General features: G+C 72.7%; 15 protein-coding genes. 11 read left to right on the top strand and 4 right to left on the bottom strand.

The window, feature by feature from the left end; translation table 11 throughout:
- Window positions 1–39 precede the first annotated feature (39 nt).
- The 3 genes from ABZ454_RS21995 to ABZ454_RS21985 all read left to right on the top strand — a co-directional run bounded on the left by ABZ454_RS21995 (window position 40) and on the right by ABZ454_RS21985 (window position 3,104).
- Window positions 40–1,431 carry a dipeptide ABC transporter ATP-binding protein gene (locus tag ABZ454_RS21995; RefSeq protein WP_359540176.1) on the top strand — a complete coding sequence of 464 codons (1,392 nt, stop codon included), beginning with the start codon at window positions 40–42 and terminating at the stop codon, window positions 1,429–1,431.
- A 52-nt stretch (window positions 1,432–1,483) separates the two neighbouring features.
- Entirely contained in the window at window positions 1,484–2,143 is a 660-nt protein-coding gene (locus ABZ454_RS21990) for a trimeric intracellular cation channel family protein (RefSeq protein ID WP_359540082.1), read from the top strand.
- Window positions 2,144–2,237: 94 nt separating this feature from the next.
- Window positions 2,238–3,104 carry a thioesterase family protein gene (locus tag ABZ454_RS21985; RefSeq protein WP_356316611.1) on the top strand — a complete coding sequence of 289 codons (867 nt, stop codon included), beginning with the start codon at window positions 2,238–2,240 and terminating at the stop codon, window positions 3,102–3,104.
- Window positions 3,105–3,500: 396 nt separating this feature from the next.
- On the opposite strand, the gene ABZ454_RS21980 is transcribed toward ABZ454_RS21985, so the two are convergent.
- The gene (locus tag ABZ454_RS21980; protein ID WP_359540079.1) at window positions 3,501–4,127 is read right to left on the bottom strand and encodes a TetR family transcriptional regulator; all 627 of its coding nucleotides are present in this window, start codon (window positions 4,125–4,127) and stop codon (window positions 3,501–3,503) included.
- Window positions 4,128–4,191: 64 nt separating this feature from the next.
- On the opposite strand from ABZ454_RS21980, the gene ABZ454_RS21975 reads away from it, so the two are divergent.
- The 3 genes from ABZ454_RS21975 (at window position 4,192) to ABZ454_RS21965 (ending at window position 6,196) form a co-directional block, all read left to right on the top strand.
- Window positions 4,192–4,389: a hypothetical protein gene (locus tag ABZ454_RS21975; protein ID WP_359540186.1), complete on the top strand. Its 198-nt coding sequence runs from the start codon at window positions 4,192–4,194 to the stop codon at window positions 4,387–4,389.
- Between the two features lie 97 nt (window positions 4,390–4,486).
- Entirely contained in the window at window positions 4,487–4,864 is a 378-nt protein-coding gene (locus ABZ454_RS21970; RefSeq protein ID WP_359540076.1) for a DUF4190 domain-containing protein, read from the top strand.
- 162 nt (window positions 4,865–5,026) lie between these two features.
- Window positions 5,027–6,196: a cysteine desulfurase family protein gene (locus ABZ454_RS21965; RefSeq protein ID WP_359540073.1), complete on the top strand. Its 1,170-nt coding sequence runs from the start codon at window positions 5,027–5,029 to the stop codon at window positions 6,194–6,196.
- A gap of 178 nt (window positions 6,197–6,374) precedes the next feature.
- Here the strand turns inward: ABZ454_RS21965 and ABZ454_RS21960 are convergent, their stop codons facing one another.
- Window positions 6,375–7,052, bottom strand: coding sequence for an N-acetylmuramoyl-L-alanine amidase (locus tag ABZ454_RS21960; protein ID WP_356316619.1), 678 nt, complete (start codon window positions 7,050–7,052; stop codon window positions 6,375–6,377).
- A 61-nt stretch (window positions 7,053–7,113) separates the two neighbouring features.
- On the opposite strand from ABZ454_RS21960, the gene mnmA reads away from it, so the two are divergent.
- Window positions 7,114–8,250: a tRNA 2-thiouridine(34) synthase MnmA gene (mnmA, locus tag ABZ454_RS21955; RefSeq protein ID WP_356316621.1), complete on the top strand. Its 1,137-nt coding sequence runs from the start codon at window positions 7,114–7,116 to the stop codon at window positions 8,248–8,250.
- Between the two features lie 271 nt (window positions 8,251–8,521).
- Here the strand turns inward: mnmA and ABZ454_RS21950 are convergent, their stop codons facing one another.
- The gene (locus ABZ454_RS21950; RefSeq protein ID WP_359540070.1) at window positions 8,522–9,322 is read right to left on the bottom strand and encodes an alpha/beta fold hydrolase; all 801 of its coding nucleotides are present in this window, start codon (window positions 9,320–9,322) and stop codon (window positions 8,522–8,524) included.
- Window positions 9,323–9,428: 106 nt separating this feature from the next.
- Window positions 9,429–9,764 (bottom strand): DUF427 domain-containing protein, encoded by a 336-nt coding sequence (locus ABZ454_RS21945; protein ID WP_356316625.1) that lies wholly within the window; start codon window positions 9,762–9,764, stop codon window positions 9,429–9,431.
- A 77-nt stretch (window positions 9,765–9,841) separates the two neighbouring features.
- On the opposite strand from ABZ454_RS21945, the gene ABZ454_RS21940 reads away from it, so the two are divergent.
- The 4 genes from ABZ454_RS21940 to ligA all read left to right on the top strand — a co-directional run bounded on the left by ABZ454_RS21940 (window position 9,842) and on the right by ligA (window position 14,503).
- A complete protein-coding gene (locus ABZ454_RS21940) occupies window positions 9,842–10,381 on the top strand; it encodes a TIGR00730 family Rossman fold protein (protein WP_356316627.1) in 540 nt (179 codons plus the stop codon).
- 38 nt (window positions 10,382–10,419) lie between these two features.
- The gene (locus tag ABZ454_RS21935) at window positions 10,420–11,109 is read left to right on the top strand and encodes an SDR family oxidoreductase (protein ID WP_359540068.1); all 690 of its coding nucleotides are present in this window, start codon (window positions 10,420–10,422) and stop codon (window positions 11,107–11,109) included.
- A 100-nt stretch (window positions 11,110–11,209) separates the two neighbouring features.
- Window positions 11,210–12,235: a methionine synthase gene (locus ABZ454_RS21930; protein ID WP_359540065.1), complete on the top strand. Its 1,026-nt coding sequence runs from the start codon at window positions 11,210–11,212 to the stop codon at window positions 12,233–12,235.
- 30 nt (window positions 12,236–12,265) lie between these two features.
- Window positions 12,266–14,503 (top strand): NAD-dependent DNA ligase LigA, encoded by a 2,238-nt coding sequence (gene ligA / locus ABZ454_RS21925; RefSeq protein ID WP_359540062.1) that lies wholly within the window; start codon window positions 12,266–12,268, stop codon window positions 14,501–14,503.
- The last annotated feature ends 211 nt before the right edge of the window (window positions 14,504–14,714 follow it).

Here is a 14,714-nt window from a genome sequence, read left to right as displayed (position 1 = left end):
AGTGATGTGAGCGACGTGAGCGAGAAGAAGGATCCCCCGGTGGCGGAGAAGGACGTGAAGATCCCGGAGCAGGCGACCTCCTCGCGCGAGCCGCTGCTCAGGGTCGAGGGCCTGGTCAAGCACTTCCCGATCCGCAAGGGCCTGCTGGGGCGGCAGACCGCCGCGGTCAAGGCCGTCGACGGCATCGACTTCGAGGTGTACCCGGGAGAGACCCTGGGCGTCGTCGGCGAGTCCGGCTGCGGCAAGTCGACGATGGGCCGGCTCATCACCCGGCTGATCGAACCGACGGGCGGCAAGGTCGAGTTCGAGGGCCGGGACATCACGCACCTGTCCATGGGGAAGCTGCGGCCGATGCGCCGCGACGTCCAGATGATCTTCCAGGACCCGTACTCCTCGCTGAACCCGCGGCACACGATCGGCACGATCGTCAGCGCGCCGTTCAAGCTCCAGGGCGTCGAGCCCGAGGGCGGCCTCAAGAACCACGTCCAGGAGCTGCTGTCGCTGGTCGGGCTCAGCCCCGAGCACTACAACCGCTACCCGCACGAGTTCTCCGGCGGCCAGCGCCAGCGCATCGGCATCGCCCGCGCGCTCGCCCTGCGCCCGAAGCTGGTCGTCGCCGACGAGCCGGTCTCGGCGCTGGACGTGTCGATCCAGGCACAGGTGGTGAACCTGCTGGACGACCTCCAGGAGGAGCTCGGGCTCACGTACGTGATCATCGCGCACGACCTCTCCGTCATCCGCCATGTCTCGGACCGCATCGCGGTCATGTACCTGGGCAAGATCGTCGAGCTGGCCGACCGCAAGTCGCTGTACGCGGCGCCCATGCACCCGTACACCAAGGCCCTGATGTCCGCGGTGCCGGTGCCGGACCCGCGGCGGCGCGGCCTGAAGAGCGAGCGCATCCTGCTCAAGGGCGACGTGCCCTCGCCGATCTCGCCGCCCAGCGGCTGCCGCTTCCACACCCGGTGCTGGAAGGCGACGGAGATCTGCAAGACGCAGGAGCCGCCGCTGATCGCGCTGAAGACCGGCCACCAGGTCGCCTGCCACCACCCGGAGAACGCCGAGGACCAGGCGCCGGGCGAGCAGGTGCTGGCCGCGGCCCGGGAAGCGGTCGAGCTCGTCACGGTCGCGAAGGCGGAGCCGGTGGCCGAGCCTGAGCCGGTCGTGAAGGCGGAGCCGGAGCCGGTGGCCGAGCCGGTGGCCCCGGTGGCGGAGGCGGTCGGGGAAACGGCCGCAGCGCCCGAGGCGGCTCCCGAGCCGGAGACGGCCGCAGCGCCTGAGGCGGCTCCCGCGCCGGAGACGGCCGCAGCGCCCGAGACGGCTGCCGAGCCCGAGACGGCTCCCGAGGCCGGTCCGGACGTGCCCGGCGATGACGCCGGTGAGAGCACCGCAACGCCCCCCGAGGCGTCGGGGGACAGCCCGAAGAAGTAAGGCCCCTCCGGGCCTGTCCGGCGGACAGGCCCGGCACCGGCACAATTGTCCGGTGCTCAACGAACTGTTCACGCCCTCCGTCCAGCATGCGCTCGACATCGTCGGAATCTTCGTCTTCGCGATCTCCGGCGCTCTGCTCGCCGTACGCAAGAACTTCGATGTCTTCGGCATCGCGGTGCTCGCCGAGGTGACCGCGCTGGGCGGGGGGCTGTTCCGCGACCTGATCATCGGTGCGGTGCCGCCCGCCGCCTTCACCGACCTCGGGTACTTCACCACCCCGCTGCTCGCCGCCGGCCTGGTCTTCTTCCTGCACCCGCAGGTCGAACGGATCCAGGTCGGCGTCAACGTCTTCGACGCGGCCGGCCTCGGGCTCTTCTGCGTCACGGGGACGGTGAAGGCGTACGACTACGGACTCGGGCTGACCGCGTCCGCGGCGCTGGGCCTGGCCACCGCCGTCGGCGGCGGTGTGCTGCGTGACGTGCTGGCCAACGAGGTGCCCTCGCTGCTGCGCTGGGACCGGGATCTGTACGCGGTTCCCGCCATCGTCGGGGCGGCCATGATCGTGCTCTGCATCCGCTTCGACGCGCTCAACGCCTTCACCAGCGGCTGCGCGGTCCTCACGGCGTTCGCTCTGCGCCTGCTGGCGCTGCGCTACCACTGGCGGGCCCCGCGTGCCTACAACAGGCGCTCGGCGACCCCGGAAGAGGGATAGGGGGCCGGCCGTCGTCCGGCCCCCTCAACCGGCCGATCGCCTGCCAAGAAAAAAAGCTACCGCTCAGTAATAGGATCGGTGTACGGTGCACTCCATGGGACAGGCAGCAACGCAGGCGGCACCGGCCGCGCAGGCATCCATCGGTGACAGCGAGTTCGACCGCGACACCGCCGTCACCCGCCGCGAGGAGGGCGTCTACGACGCCGAGCTCTCGGCCGGCTGGACGATCATCCACGCCGTCAACGGCGGCTATCTGCTGGCCATGCTCGGCCGCGCGCTCGGCGAGGCCCTGCCGCACGCGGACCCCTTCTCGGTCTCGGCGCACTACCTCACCGCGTCCGTGCCCGGCCCGGCGGTGATCCGCACCCAGACCGTCCGCACCGGCCGCACCCTGTCCACCGGGCAGGCCTCCCTCTACCAGTTCGCCGAGGACGGCACCGAGGTCGAGCGCATCCGGGTCCTCGCCACGTACGGCGACCTGGACGCCCTGACCGACGACATCCGCACGGCGGCCCAGCCTCCGGCCATCCCGCCCCGGGAGCAGTGCCTGGGCCCGAGTGACGGCCCGGCCCCCATCCCCGGCAGCTCCGCCATCACCGAGCGGCTCGACATCAAGCTCGACCCGGCGACCATCGGCTGGGCGATCGGCCGACCGTCCGGCAAGGGGGAGATGCGCGGCTGGTTCGGGCTCGCTGACGGCCGCGACGCCGACCCCCTCTCGCTGCTCCTCACCGTCGACGCACTGCCGCCGACCTCGTTCGAGCTCGGGCTCAAGGGCTGGACGCCGACCATCGAACTCACCACCCACATCCGCTGCCGCCCCGCCCCGGGCCCCCTCCGCGTCTCCATCACCACCCGCAACCTGGCGGGCGGCTTCCTGGAGGAGGACGCGGACGTGTGGGACAGCGCGGACCGACTGGTCGCCCAGTCCCGCCAGCTGGCCCGCGCACCACGCGGCTGACCCCCCGCACCGGCGGGGCCCTGGGGGCCCTGGGCCGGTGACATCCGACCGGCGGCTCGCGGTCCTGCCGCTGCCCCGGACCCGAGCGCTGGTGCCCGCCACCGAGCCGGCCGAGCGCCTCGACGTCCCCGTACGCACCATCCACCGGGACGCCGAGGCGCTCTCCGCGTCCGGTGGGCCCCTCTACGCCGGACGCCGCCGTCACGGGGGGCCTCGCCCTGCTGCCGGGGCGTGCCGCCGTCGCCATCGGCGACCCGCGCGGCACCGTGTTCGCCGCCCGCAGGCTGCGTCGGTACTCCCGGCACAGCGGTACGCGGACCGCCCGCACCCGCTCCGTCGTTCGTACGGCCTGGTGGCGGGTCCAAGCCGGGGGCTGCGCCCTCAGAACCCGGCGACTCAGGACCCGGCGTCCAGCCAGTGCAGGCGGCCGAGGGTGACCAGTCGCAGGCGGCGCCGGGCGACGCGGGCCACCTCGTCGTCGCCGCCCGGGCCGGCGTCCAGCATGGCCGATGCGGTGATCACCATGTGGTCGACATAGAGACCGCCCAGCATCAGCAGGTCCTCCTCGTTCCAGCCCCGGGACTCGGGTTCCCCCGCGAGCGCCGCCGCCACCTCCTCGGCGAACAACTGGAGCTGGGCCGCGATGGCCTCACGGACCGGGCCGACGCCGCCGTGCTGCTCGCGGGCGATGAAGCGGAAGTGCGCGGGCTGCTCCCGCACATGACGGCCTATCAGCTCGACGCTGCGGTCCAGCCGGACCTCGCTGTCACCGGTCTCGGCGAGGATCGCCCCGATCATTCCGTGCAGGCTTCCCAGCGTCTGCTCGACGAGGGCCACACCGAGTGCGGCGATGTCGTCGAAGTGCCGGTAGAAGGCCGTGGGGGTGACCCCCACGGCACGCGTCACCTCGCGCAGGCCCAGGCTGCTCAGGCTCTGGTGCTCCAGCAGCCCGAGGGCGGCGTCCAGCAGGGACTGGCGCGTCCTCAGCTTCTGGGTCTGACGGATGCCGGCGGTGTGACTCATGCCATTCAGTAAACAACTGTTCTCCGGGGCGGGAAAGGGGAAGGAGGTCTAGACTGATGAGTCAGTGAACAGTCGTACTCTCAATGTGGAAAGGCTGACCATGATCGTCCTCGTCGCCGTCCTGCTCCTGCTGGGGGTCGTGCTGGGAGCGGTGGTCCAGATGCCGCTTTCGGTCTCCCTCACGCTCGGCGCCCTGATCGGCTGCTGGCTGCTGGTCTTCGCGGTGCGCGAGCGAGCGGGCACCCGCCGCCACTCGCGGTGACCGCCCCCCGGGCCGCCCGGCCGTCCGCGCCGACGCGTTCCGGCCCGCCAGATCCGCCAGATCCCCGAGAACTGCCAGATCCGAAGGAGTCCGCACGATGACACTCACCGCCTTCACCCGCCGCTCCGAAGCCCCCGCCGCGCCCGCCGTGACCGCCGGGAAGGAGACCACCGCAAGCGGTGCCCCGCAGACGCCCACCGGTCACGGCCCGGCACCGTCGGCCCCGGCCGTGCGGTCCACCCGGAACGCGGACAGCCTCGCCGTCGCGTCCTTCGTGCTCGGCCTCGTCGGCCTGCTGGTGATGAACCTGCTGCTCGGCCCGGCGGCCATCGTCATGGCGCTCGTCGCGCTGGCCCGCTCCACCGCCCGTCGCGGCCGCGCCCTGCTCGGGCTCGCGCTCGGTATCGCCGACCTGGTGATCCTGGCCTTCCTCGTCACCGGAAGCGGCGCGGTCGTCTGGAGCTTCGGCAGCTGACGGAGTTCCACGGCAGCTGACGGAGCGCGGACGCCGGCCCTCCGCGCCCCGGATCGGGCCCCGGACCGGGCGGCCCGGACCGCGCCCTGCGCGGTGCGCGGGCGCAAGGACACCATGCGCCCGCCCTACGCCCCGCCGCGGGCTCGTAGAATCGAGCCCACCATGGCTTACCTCGACCACGCCGCGACCACGCCGATGCTTCCGGAGGCGATCGCGGCGATGACCGCGCAGCTCGCCGTCACCGGGAACGCGTCCTCACTCCACGCCGCCGGGCGCCGGGCCCGCCGTACCGTCGAGGAGTCCAGAGAGACCCTCGCCGACGCCCTCGGCGCGCGCCCCAGCGAGGTGGTCTTCACCTCCGGCGGCACCGAGTCGGACAACCTCGCGGTGAAGGGGCTGTACTGGGCCCGCCGCGACGCCGACCCCCGCCGCACCCGGGTCCTGGCCAGCCCCGTCGAACACCACGCGGTGCTGGACGCCGTCGACTGGCTCGCCGAGCACGAGGGCGCGACCGTCGAGTACCTCCCCGTCGACCGGTACGGCCGCGTCCACCCGGACGCGCTGCGCGAGGCGCTGGTCCGCGACCCGGACGACGTCGCGCTGATCACCGTGATGTGGGCGAACAACGAGATCGGCACCGTCATGCCGGTACGGGAACTGGCCGAGGTCGCCCGCGAGTTCGACGTGCCCATGCACGCAGACGCGGTGCAGGCCTTCGGGCAGCTCGACGTCGACTTCGCCCGCTCCGGGCTGGCCGCGATGACCGTGAGCGCGCACAAGATCGGTGGTCCGTCCGGCGTCGGCGCGCTGCTGCTCGGCCGCGCGTACACCCCCGTGCCCGTGCTGCACGGCGGCGGGCAGGAACGCCATGTGCGCTCCGGCACCCTGGACGTGCCCGCCATCGCCGCGTTCGCCGCCGCGGGCAGGATCGCCGCCGAGGGACGCGAGGACTTCGCCCGGAAGATCGGCGGTCTCCGCGACGAGCTGGTCGCGGCCGTCCTGGCCCGGGTCCCCGACGTCGTCCTCGGCGGCGACCCGGCCCCCGGGGGGCGGCTGCCCGCCAACGCGCACTTCTCCTTCCCCGGCTGCGAGGGCGACTCGCTCCTCCTGCTGCTGGACGCCCAGGGCATCGAATGCTCCACCGGCTCCGCCTGCACGGCGGGCATCGCCCAGCCCAGCCACGTCCTGCTGGCCACCGGCACCGACCCGGACCTGGCCCGCGGCACCCTGCGCTTCTCCTTCGGCCACACCTCGGTCAGGCAGGACGTCGAGGACGTGGTGCGGGCGATCGGCCCCGCCGTGGAGCGGGCGAGGAGCGCGGGGCTCAGCTGACGGCCTGTCCCCGGGGCCGGGCCCGGCGACGGGCCCCGGCGGGCCGACGGCCCCCGGCCGAGGGCTCGCGCCCCCGGCCTCGGTCGAGGGCTCTGGTCCGCCCCGGCCGAAGGCCCCCGCGCCCGGCCTCGGTCGAGGGCACCGGTCCGGGCCCGGCCGACGGTCCCCGCGCCCTGCCTCAGACCCGCGCGGCCCGGACCAGCTTCAGGTAGCGGTCCCAGTCCCAGTGCGTGCCCGGGTCCGTGTGGTCGGTCCCCGGCACCTCCACGTGCCCGATGATGTGCTCGCGGTCCACCGGTATGTCGTACCTCGCGCATATCGCCGCGGTCAGCCGGGCCGACGCCCCGTACATCGCGGCCGTGAAGTCCTGCGGCCGGTCCACGAAGCCCTCGTGCTCGATCCCGACGCTGCGTTCGTTGTAGGAGCGGTTGCCCGCGTGGAACGCCACGTCCAGCTCGCGGATCATCTGCGTCACATGCCCGTCCTTGCGCACCACGTAGTGGGCCGCCGCCTGGTGGTCCGGGTCCTGGAAGGCCCGGACCGCACTGGCGAAGCTGCCCTGTGTGACATGGATGACCACACGGTCGACGTCGTAGTCGTCGGGGCGGTCCGCCCGACGCCAGTTCGCCTCGGAGGCCGCCGTCCACGTGGCCCGTGCGTAGTCCACCTCGCCCGGCTTGCGCGGCTTCTCCACGCCGGGCAGCCGCCACCAGGCCCGCTTCAGCTGGTCCCGCGCCAGCGCCGCCGTCCCCGCCGCCGTGACGACGCCGCCGATCAGCACCGCGCGCCGGCTGATGCCGGTGCCGGTCCCCGATCCTGCGGAGCCCGTGGCGCCCGCCGTCCCCTTGGTCCCCATGTGATCGTCAACGCTTATCCGCGAGCTTTCGGTTCCCGGCGACCCGTACCCTGGTGGAGCTATGACTGAGACTTCCCAGCGCCCCCTCCGTGTGCTCGCCGCCATGTCGGGCGGAGTCGACTCCGCCGTCGCGGCGGCCCGGGCCGCCGAGGCGGGCCACGACGTGACCGGTGTGCACCTCGCCCTCTCCGCGAACCCGCAGTCCTTCCGGACCGGCGCCAGAGGCTGTTGCACCATCGAGGACTCCCGTGACGCCCGCCGTGCGGCGGACGTCATCGGCATCCCCTTCTACGTCTGGGACCTGGCGGAACGCTTCCGCGAGGACGTCGTGGAGGACTTCGTCGCCGAGTACGAGGCGGGACGCACCCCCAACCCGTGCCTGCGCTGCAACGAGAAGATCAAGTTCGCCGCCCTGCTCGACAAGGCCCTGGCGCTCGGCTTCGACGCGGTGTGCACCGGCCACTACGCCACCGTCGTGCTCGGCGAGGACGGCAGCCGTGAGCTGCACCGCGCCTCCGACATGGCCAAGGACCAGAGCTATGTGTTGGGCGTCCTGGACGAGCGCCAGCTCGCCCACGCGATGTTCCCGCTCGGTGACACCCTCACCACCAAGGACGAGATCCGCGCCGAGGCCGAGCGCCGCGGACTCGCCGTGGCCAAGAAGCCCGACAGCCACGACATCTGCTTCATCGCCGACGGCGACACCCAGGGCTTCCTGGCGGACCGCCTCGGCGGCAAGGCGGAGGGCGACATCCTCGACGAGTCCGGTGCGAAGCTCGGCACGCACGAGGGAGCCTTCGGCTTCACGATCGGCCAGCGCAAGGGCCTGCGCATCGGCCACCCGGCCGCCGACGGCAAGCCGCGCTACGTCCTCGACATCTCCCCGGTGAACAACACGGTGACCGTCGGCCCCGTCGAGGCCCTCGACGTGACCGCACTCACCGCGATCAGGCCCCGCTGGTGCGGCACACCGCCGTCCGGCCCGGGGACGTACACCGCCCAGCTCCGCGCCCACGGCGGCGAGACCGAGGTCACGGCCGAACTCCTCGACGGGACGCTGCACGTCACGTTCACCGAGCCGGTACGGGGCGTGGCCCCCGGCCAGGCGGTCGTGCTGTACGACGGGACGCGTGTCGTCGGCTCGGCGACGATCGCCACGACGGTCCGGCGAGAGACGGCGGCGGCCGCTTCCGACTGACCGGGAAGGCCGGCCCGGGGGCCGGCCGGGGTAGCGGTGCCCCGTGCAGCCGGACGACATCGCCTCCTGCTGGAGCAGTTCCTGCGCCCCGAGGCCCGCTTCACCACGGGTGCGGTTGTGTACGTCGACGGCGGGTACGCACGGCCGACCGCCACGGGAAGCACGTCGCGCGGGCGCGGGCCCCGCGCGGCTACGTCCGACCCCTGTACGGGCGTGGCCGCGCGGGGCGTACTCGGCCCCCCCGGTCCGCCCGTGCGCTCCTCGTGGGGGCTCAGGACGCCTGACGTGCGTACGCGGGTCGGGTGAAGAAGTCCTCCAGCACCGGAGCGATCGCCTGGGGCGCCAGTTCCCGTGTCTGCCCCGTCAGGGTCCGGTGGCGGCCCCGGGGAAGGGCGTCGGCCAGCAGGTGGGTCGACGTCCTGGCCGTGGCCGGGCTGAAGCCGCCGCAGACGACCAGTGCCCGTGCCGTCACGGCGGCGAACCGCCCGGCCGGAACCGAGCCGTCGCCCAGTATCGCGTCGTCGTACGCGAGGGTGTGCGCCACGGATTCCAGGGTCCGCCACAGCGGCGCCCTCCGCATCCTGGCGATCATGTCGGCGGGGACCCCGGTCACGGACAGGAACAGCTCCACCGCCCCGCCCCGGTCCCCGGCGGTGAGCAGCCTGTGCAGCCGGGCCGTGCAGCCGGCCTTGAACAGCAGGCCCGCGGCGCCCGGGGTGTACGGCGGCTCGTACACCGCGAGCCGGGCGAGCGGGAGCCCGGCGGCCTGCGCCTCCAGGGCCAGCGCGCCGCCGGCCCCGACACCGAACACCGAAGGCCGGCCTCCCGCCACCGCCGCGAGCGCGGCCAGATCCTCGATCTCGCGCTCCACCGCGTACGGCGACCCGTCCCCGCTGGCGCCCCGGCCGCGCCGGTCGTACGTGACGACCTCGAAGCGCGGGGCGAGGAGGCGGGCCAGCGGGGCCTCGGTCTCCGCGGTGCCCAGGGCCCCGCCCACCAGGATCAACGGCGGCCCTTCGCCCCGGCGTCGGTAGGCGATCAGGGTGCCGTCGCGGGAGAGAGTCTTGTCCATGTGGAGGTGGACCGCGGAACCTGGCGAAACTCATCGCTCCCCGCGAGAACTTTTCGAAGTTTCTCTTCTCCCCCGCTCAGGACGGGTGCTGACGGGGCGCCGGCTGTCAGGAGGCCAGGGTCTCGGTGTCGTAGAAACAGAAGTGGTCCTTGATCGCGGCCACTTCGGCCTTCGGCTCCGGGTACGCCCAGACGAGGTCGGCGGCGTCCGGCAGCGACCAGTAGGAGGCGTCCCCCTTGAACGGGCAGTGGGTCCGGGTGTCCGACGCCGTCAGCAGCTCGGTGCGGACGTCCTCGGGCGGCAGGTAGTAGCGGACCGGACAGCCCGTCTCGCGCAGCACGAGCGGGCGCCGGCTCTCGGCGAGCAGCACTCCGTCCCGGACCACACGTACATGCTCGGTGCCGGGCTCGACGGTGATGCGGTGTCCTCGGATGGCAGTCATGTCCTTCTCAGCCCCGGAAACCGCGGGATTCTTCCCCGGATTCCGCGCGGTGCGTCCCGGGCTCTACCGTGGCAGCCATGAAGATCTGCGTTTTCCTCTCCGCCGCCGACCTCGACGACCGCTACACCGTGCCCGCCCGTGAGTTCGCCGAGCTGCTCGGCCGCGGCGGGCACACCCTGGTCTGGGGCGGCTCGGAGAGCGGGCTGATGAAGGTCGTCGCCGACGGGGTGCAGGAGGCCGGCGGGAAGCTGGTCGGGGTGTCGGTGGACTTCCTGGCCGCGAAGGCCCGGACGAACGCCGACGAGATGGTGATCGCCCGCGATCTCGCCGAGCGCAAGGCGCTGCTCCTGGAGAAGTCCGACGCGGTCGTGATCATGGTGGGCGGCACCGGCACGCTCGACGAGGCCACCGAGATCCTGGAACTCAAGAAGCACGGCAAGCACACCAAGCCGGTCGTGCTGCTCAACACGGCGGGGTTCTACGACGGGCTGCGCCAGCAGTTCCAGCGCATGGAGGACGAGGGCTTCCTCCCGCTCCCGCTGACCGACCTGGTGTTCTTCGCGAAGGACGGGGTCGGCGCCCTCGCCTACCTGGAGGAGTGGGCCGGCCTGCAGTGATGTGCCGGCGGTGAGAGGGCGGGTGCGACGATGGGGCCATGTCCACTCACCTCATCACCGGTGCCGGTTCCGGCATCGGCGCAGCCGTCGCCCGCCGTCTCACGGAGCGCGGGGACGAGCTCGTCCTCCTGGCCCGTGACGCGGGCCGCGCCAAGGAACTGGCCGCGCTCCACCCCGGCGCCCGCACGATCGTCGGGGACCTGTCCAACCCGGACCGGCTCTCCTGGGCGTTCGGCCAGCAGACGATGCCGGAGCGGCTCGACTCGCTGCTGCACATCGCGGGCGTCGTCGAGCTCGGCCGCGTCGGGGAGCTCACCCCCAAGGCCTGGCACTTCCAGCTCAACGCCAACCTCGTCGCCCCGGCCGAGCTGACCCGCCTCCTCCTGCCCCAGCTGCGGGTGGCCGAGGGCCACGTCCTCTTCGTCAACTCCGGCGCCGGGCTCGCCGCCCACGCCGAGTGGGGCGCCTACGCGGCGAGCAAGCACGGTCTGAAGGCGCTGGCGGACTCCCTGCGGGAGGAGGAACACGCCAACGGGGTCCGTGTGACGTCCGTGTACCCCGGGCGCACCGCCAGCCCCATGCAGGTCAAGGTCCACCAGCAGGAGGGCAAGGAGTACGACGCCTCCCGCTGGATCGACCCGGAGTCCGTCGCCACCACGATCCTGATGGCGCTCGACCTCCCGCGCGACGCCGAGGTCAACGACCTCACGGTGCGCCCCGGCCGCTGAGGGGCGGGGCACGGCTGTCCCGCCGTCCGGGCGGGGAGCCGTGGTCCCACGCCGCCCGGCCGCTGACGGCCCGGGCGCCGGACCGCCGTAGGCTTCCCGCGTGAGCGAGAAGAGCAAGTTCAGCGGGTGCCCGGCCACCGGAATCGGTTCGATGCCCGGAGGGGACGCACGGGAGGCGGCGAAGACCGTCACCGGCTCCTTCGGGGACGGGCAGGGCGTGCCGTATCTGGCGGAGCTGCCCGCGCGCGGACCCGGGGCCGACATGATCGGGCGGACCATCGGGCTGCTCGTCGAGATGTACGGACACGTCGAGCCGAGCGGCTGGCGGATCAGCGACCGGCCGGGGCGCGACACCCGCCGCGCCCGGTCCTGGCTCGGTGAGGACCTCGACGCCCTGGAGGAGTTCACCCAGGGGTACGAGGGGCCGCTCAAGGTGCAGGCCGTCGGGCCGTGGACCCTGGCCGCCGCGCTGGAGCGCCGCAGCGGTGAGGCCGTCCTCGGCGACCCCGGCGCCTGCCGGGACCTGGCGGGCTCGCTGGCCGAGGGGCTGCGCGACCACCTCGCCGAGGTGCGGCGCCGGATGCCCGGCGCGCGCGTGATCCTCCAGCTCGACGAACCGTCGCTGACCGGGGTCCTGCTGGGGCGGATCAGGACGGCGAGCGGCTACCGCACCTACCGGGCCGTGGACCGCCAGATCGTGGAGGACACCCTGCGCGACGTGCTGGGCGCGGCCGGCGAAGCCGCCACCGTCGTGCACACCTGCGCCCCCGACGTCCCCTTCGCCCTGCTGCGCCGGGCCGGGACCGACGGCATCTCGTTCGATTTCTCCCTGCTCACCGAGCGTGAGGAGGAGTCGATCGGGGAAGCCGTCGAGGGCGGGACCCAGCTGTTCCTCGGGGTGGTGCCGGGCACCGACCCGGCCTCGGGCGGATTGTCGGACCCGGGCGGTAGCGTCATGGGTGTCAGGACGCTGTGGCGCAGGCTGGGGCTGAATCCGGGGACTCTGACCGAGTCCGTGGCGATCACCCCCTCGTGCGGTCTCGCGGGTGCCTCGCCCGCGTACGCACGGGCCGCGCTCGCCCACTGCGCCCGGGCCGCGAAATCGCTCGCAGACAACCCTGAGTAACGGGGTACTGGGCAACGGGAGGACGGGACGATGGCCGGCGAACAGCAGACCGCAGTGCCAGTGGACGCGCAGGAGAGGCACAAGCTCCTCGCCGAGCAGGTCGAGGAGCACCGCTTCCGCTATTACGTGAACGACCAGCCGGTCGTCAGCGACGCGGAGTTCGACCGGCTGCTGCGGGAGCTGGAGGCCCTGGAGGACGAGCACCCGCAGCTACGCACGCCCGACTCGCCGACCCAGAAGGTCGCGGGGCCGTACCGGACGGAATTCACCTCCGTCGCGCACCGCGAACGGATGCTCTCCCTGGACAACGCCTTCGACGACGAGGAGCTGGCCGCCTGGGGCGAGCGCATCGCGCGGGACGTGGGCACCACCGGCTACCACTTCCTGTGCGAGCTCAAGATCGACGGCCTCGCGGTCAACCTCACCTACGAGCACGGACTGCTGACCCGGGCCGCGACCCGGGGCGACGGCCGCACCGGCGAGGACATCACGCCCAACGTCCGCACGATCGCGGAGATCCCGCACCGGCTGAAGGGCGACCGGATCCCGGACCTCGTCGAGATCCGCGGCGAGGTCTTCTTCCCGATGGACGCCTTCGAGGAGCTGAACGCCCGGCTGGTGGAGGCGGACGACAAACCCTTCGCCAACCCGCGCAACGCGGCGGCCGGTTCCCTGCGTCAGAAGGACCCCAAGGTCACCGCCACCCGCCCGCTGCACATGGTGGTCCACGGCATCGGCGCCCGCGAGGGCTTCGACATCGACTGCCTGTCGCACGCCTACGAGCTGCTCCACGAGTGGGGCCTGCCCACGGCCAAGCACAACCGGGTGGTGGACTCCCTGGCCGGCGTGCGGGAGTTCATCGCGTACTTCGGCGAGCACCGGCACTCCGTGGAACACGAGATCGACGGCGTCGTCGTCAAGCTCGACGAGCTCCCGCTCCAGGGCCGGCTCGGCTCCACCTCCCGCGCCCCGCGCTGGGCGATCGCCTGGAAGTACGCGCCGGAGGAGGTCAACAGCAAGCTGGTCAACATCCGCGTCGGTGTCGGCCGCACCGGCCGCGTCACCCCGTACGCCCAGGTCGAACCGGTGGTGGTGGCGGGCTCCGAGGTCGAGTTCGCCACCCTGCACAACCAGAACGTGGTCCGTGCCAAGGGCGTCCTGATCGGCGACACGGTCGTGCTCCGCAAGGCCGGCGACGTGATCCCGGAGATCCTCGGCCCGGTCGTCGACCTCCGTGACGGCACCGAGCGGGCCTTCGTCATGCCCACGCACTGCCCCGAGTGCGGGACGGAGCTGAAGCCCATGAAGGAGGCCGACGTCGACGTCCGCTGCCCCAATGCCCGCTCCTGCCCGGCGCAGCTGCGGGAGCGGGTCGCCTATCTGGCGGGCCGCAAGTGCCTGGACATCGACCACTTCGGATACGTCGCCGCCGCCGCCCTGACCCGGCCGCTGGAGCCCGCCGATCCGCCGCTGCGGGACGAGGGCGATCTCTTCGGGCTGACCGTCGAACAGCTGCTGCCCATCCGCGCCTACGTGCTCGACCCGGACAGCGGACTGCCCAAACGGGACCCGAAGACCGGTGAGGAGAAGACCGCCCAGGTCTTCGCCAACCAGCAGGGCGAACCGAAGAAGAACGCCGTCTCCATGCTGGAAGGCATCGCAGCGGCGAAGGAGGCGCCGCTGGCCCGGATCCTCACGGGGCTCTCCATCCGTCACGTCGGACCGGTCGCCGCCCAGGAGCTGGCCCGCCAGTTCCGGTCCATCGACCGGATCGAGGAGGCCACCGAGCAGGAGCTGTCCGACGCCGACGGGGTCGGACCGATCATCGCCGCCTCGGTCAAGCAGTGGTTCGCCGAGGACTGGCACCGCGAGATCCTGCGCAAGTGGCGGGAGGCCGGGGTCCGCATGGAGGACGAGGGCGCCGGCGAGGACGAGGGACCGAGGCCGCTCGAAGGCCTGACCGTCGTCGTCACGGGCACCCTGGCCGGGCACACCAGGGACGGCGCGAAAGAGGCGCTCCAGAGCCGTGGGGCGAAGGTCACCGGTTCCGTCTCGAAGAAGACCTCCTTCGTGGTGGTCGGCGACAACCCGGGGACGAAGTACGACAAGGCGATGCAGCTGAAGGTCCCCGTGCTGGACGAGGACGGCTTCGCGGTGCTGCTCGAACAGGGGCCCGAAGCGGCGCGCGAGGCCGCGGTCGCGGCCGAGGAGCAGGAGGGGGAGCAGGAAGGGGAGCCGGCGACGGGGCGTGCCGGGACCGGAGGGTGAGCCGGGGGTGACGCACCGTCGGATTCACCCGATCGGCGCATAGCAGATGCTGACGGATGGTCGGTTCGCATTCGGGCAAGAGCGGTAGACCGCTGCCCGTGGACGCCTTCGGCGGCCTACTGTTGGGAGATGCGCCCGCGGTACCCGGCCACCGCGTGGGACGGGGCGTGGTGGGACGGAACGGAACCATCGGGTGACATCGGCATCGCCG

It is taken from the genome of Streptomyces sp. NPDC005803 (genome assembly GCF_040630435.1).
GTDB lineage: Bacteria > Actinomycetota > Actinomycetes > Streptomycetales > Streptomycetaceae > Streptomyces.
The sequence above is the reverse complement of the archived record's forward strand: the minus strand, read 5'-3'. Positions and strand labels throughout refer to the sequence as shown.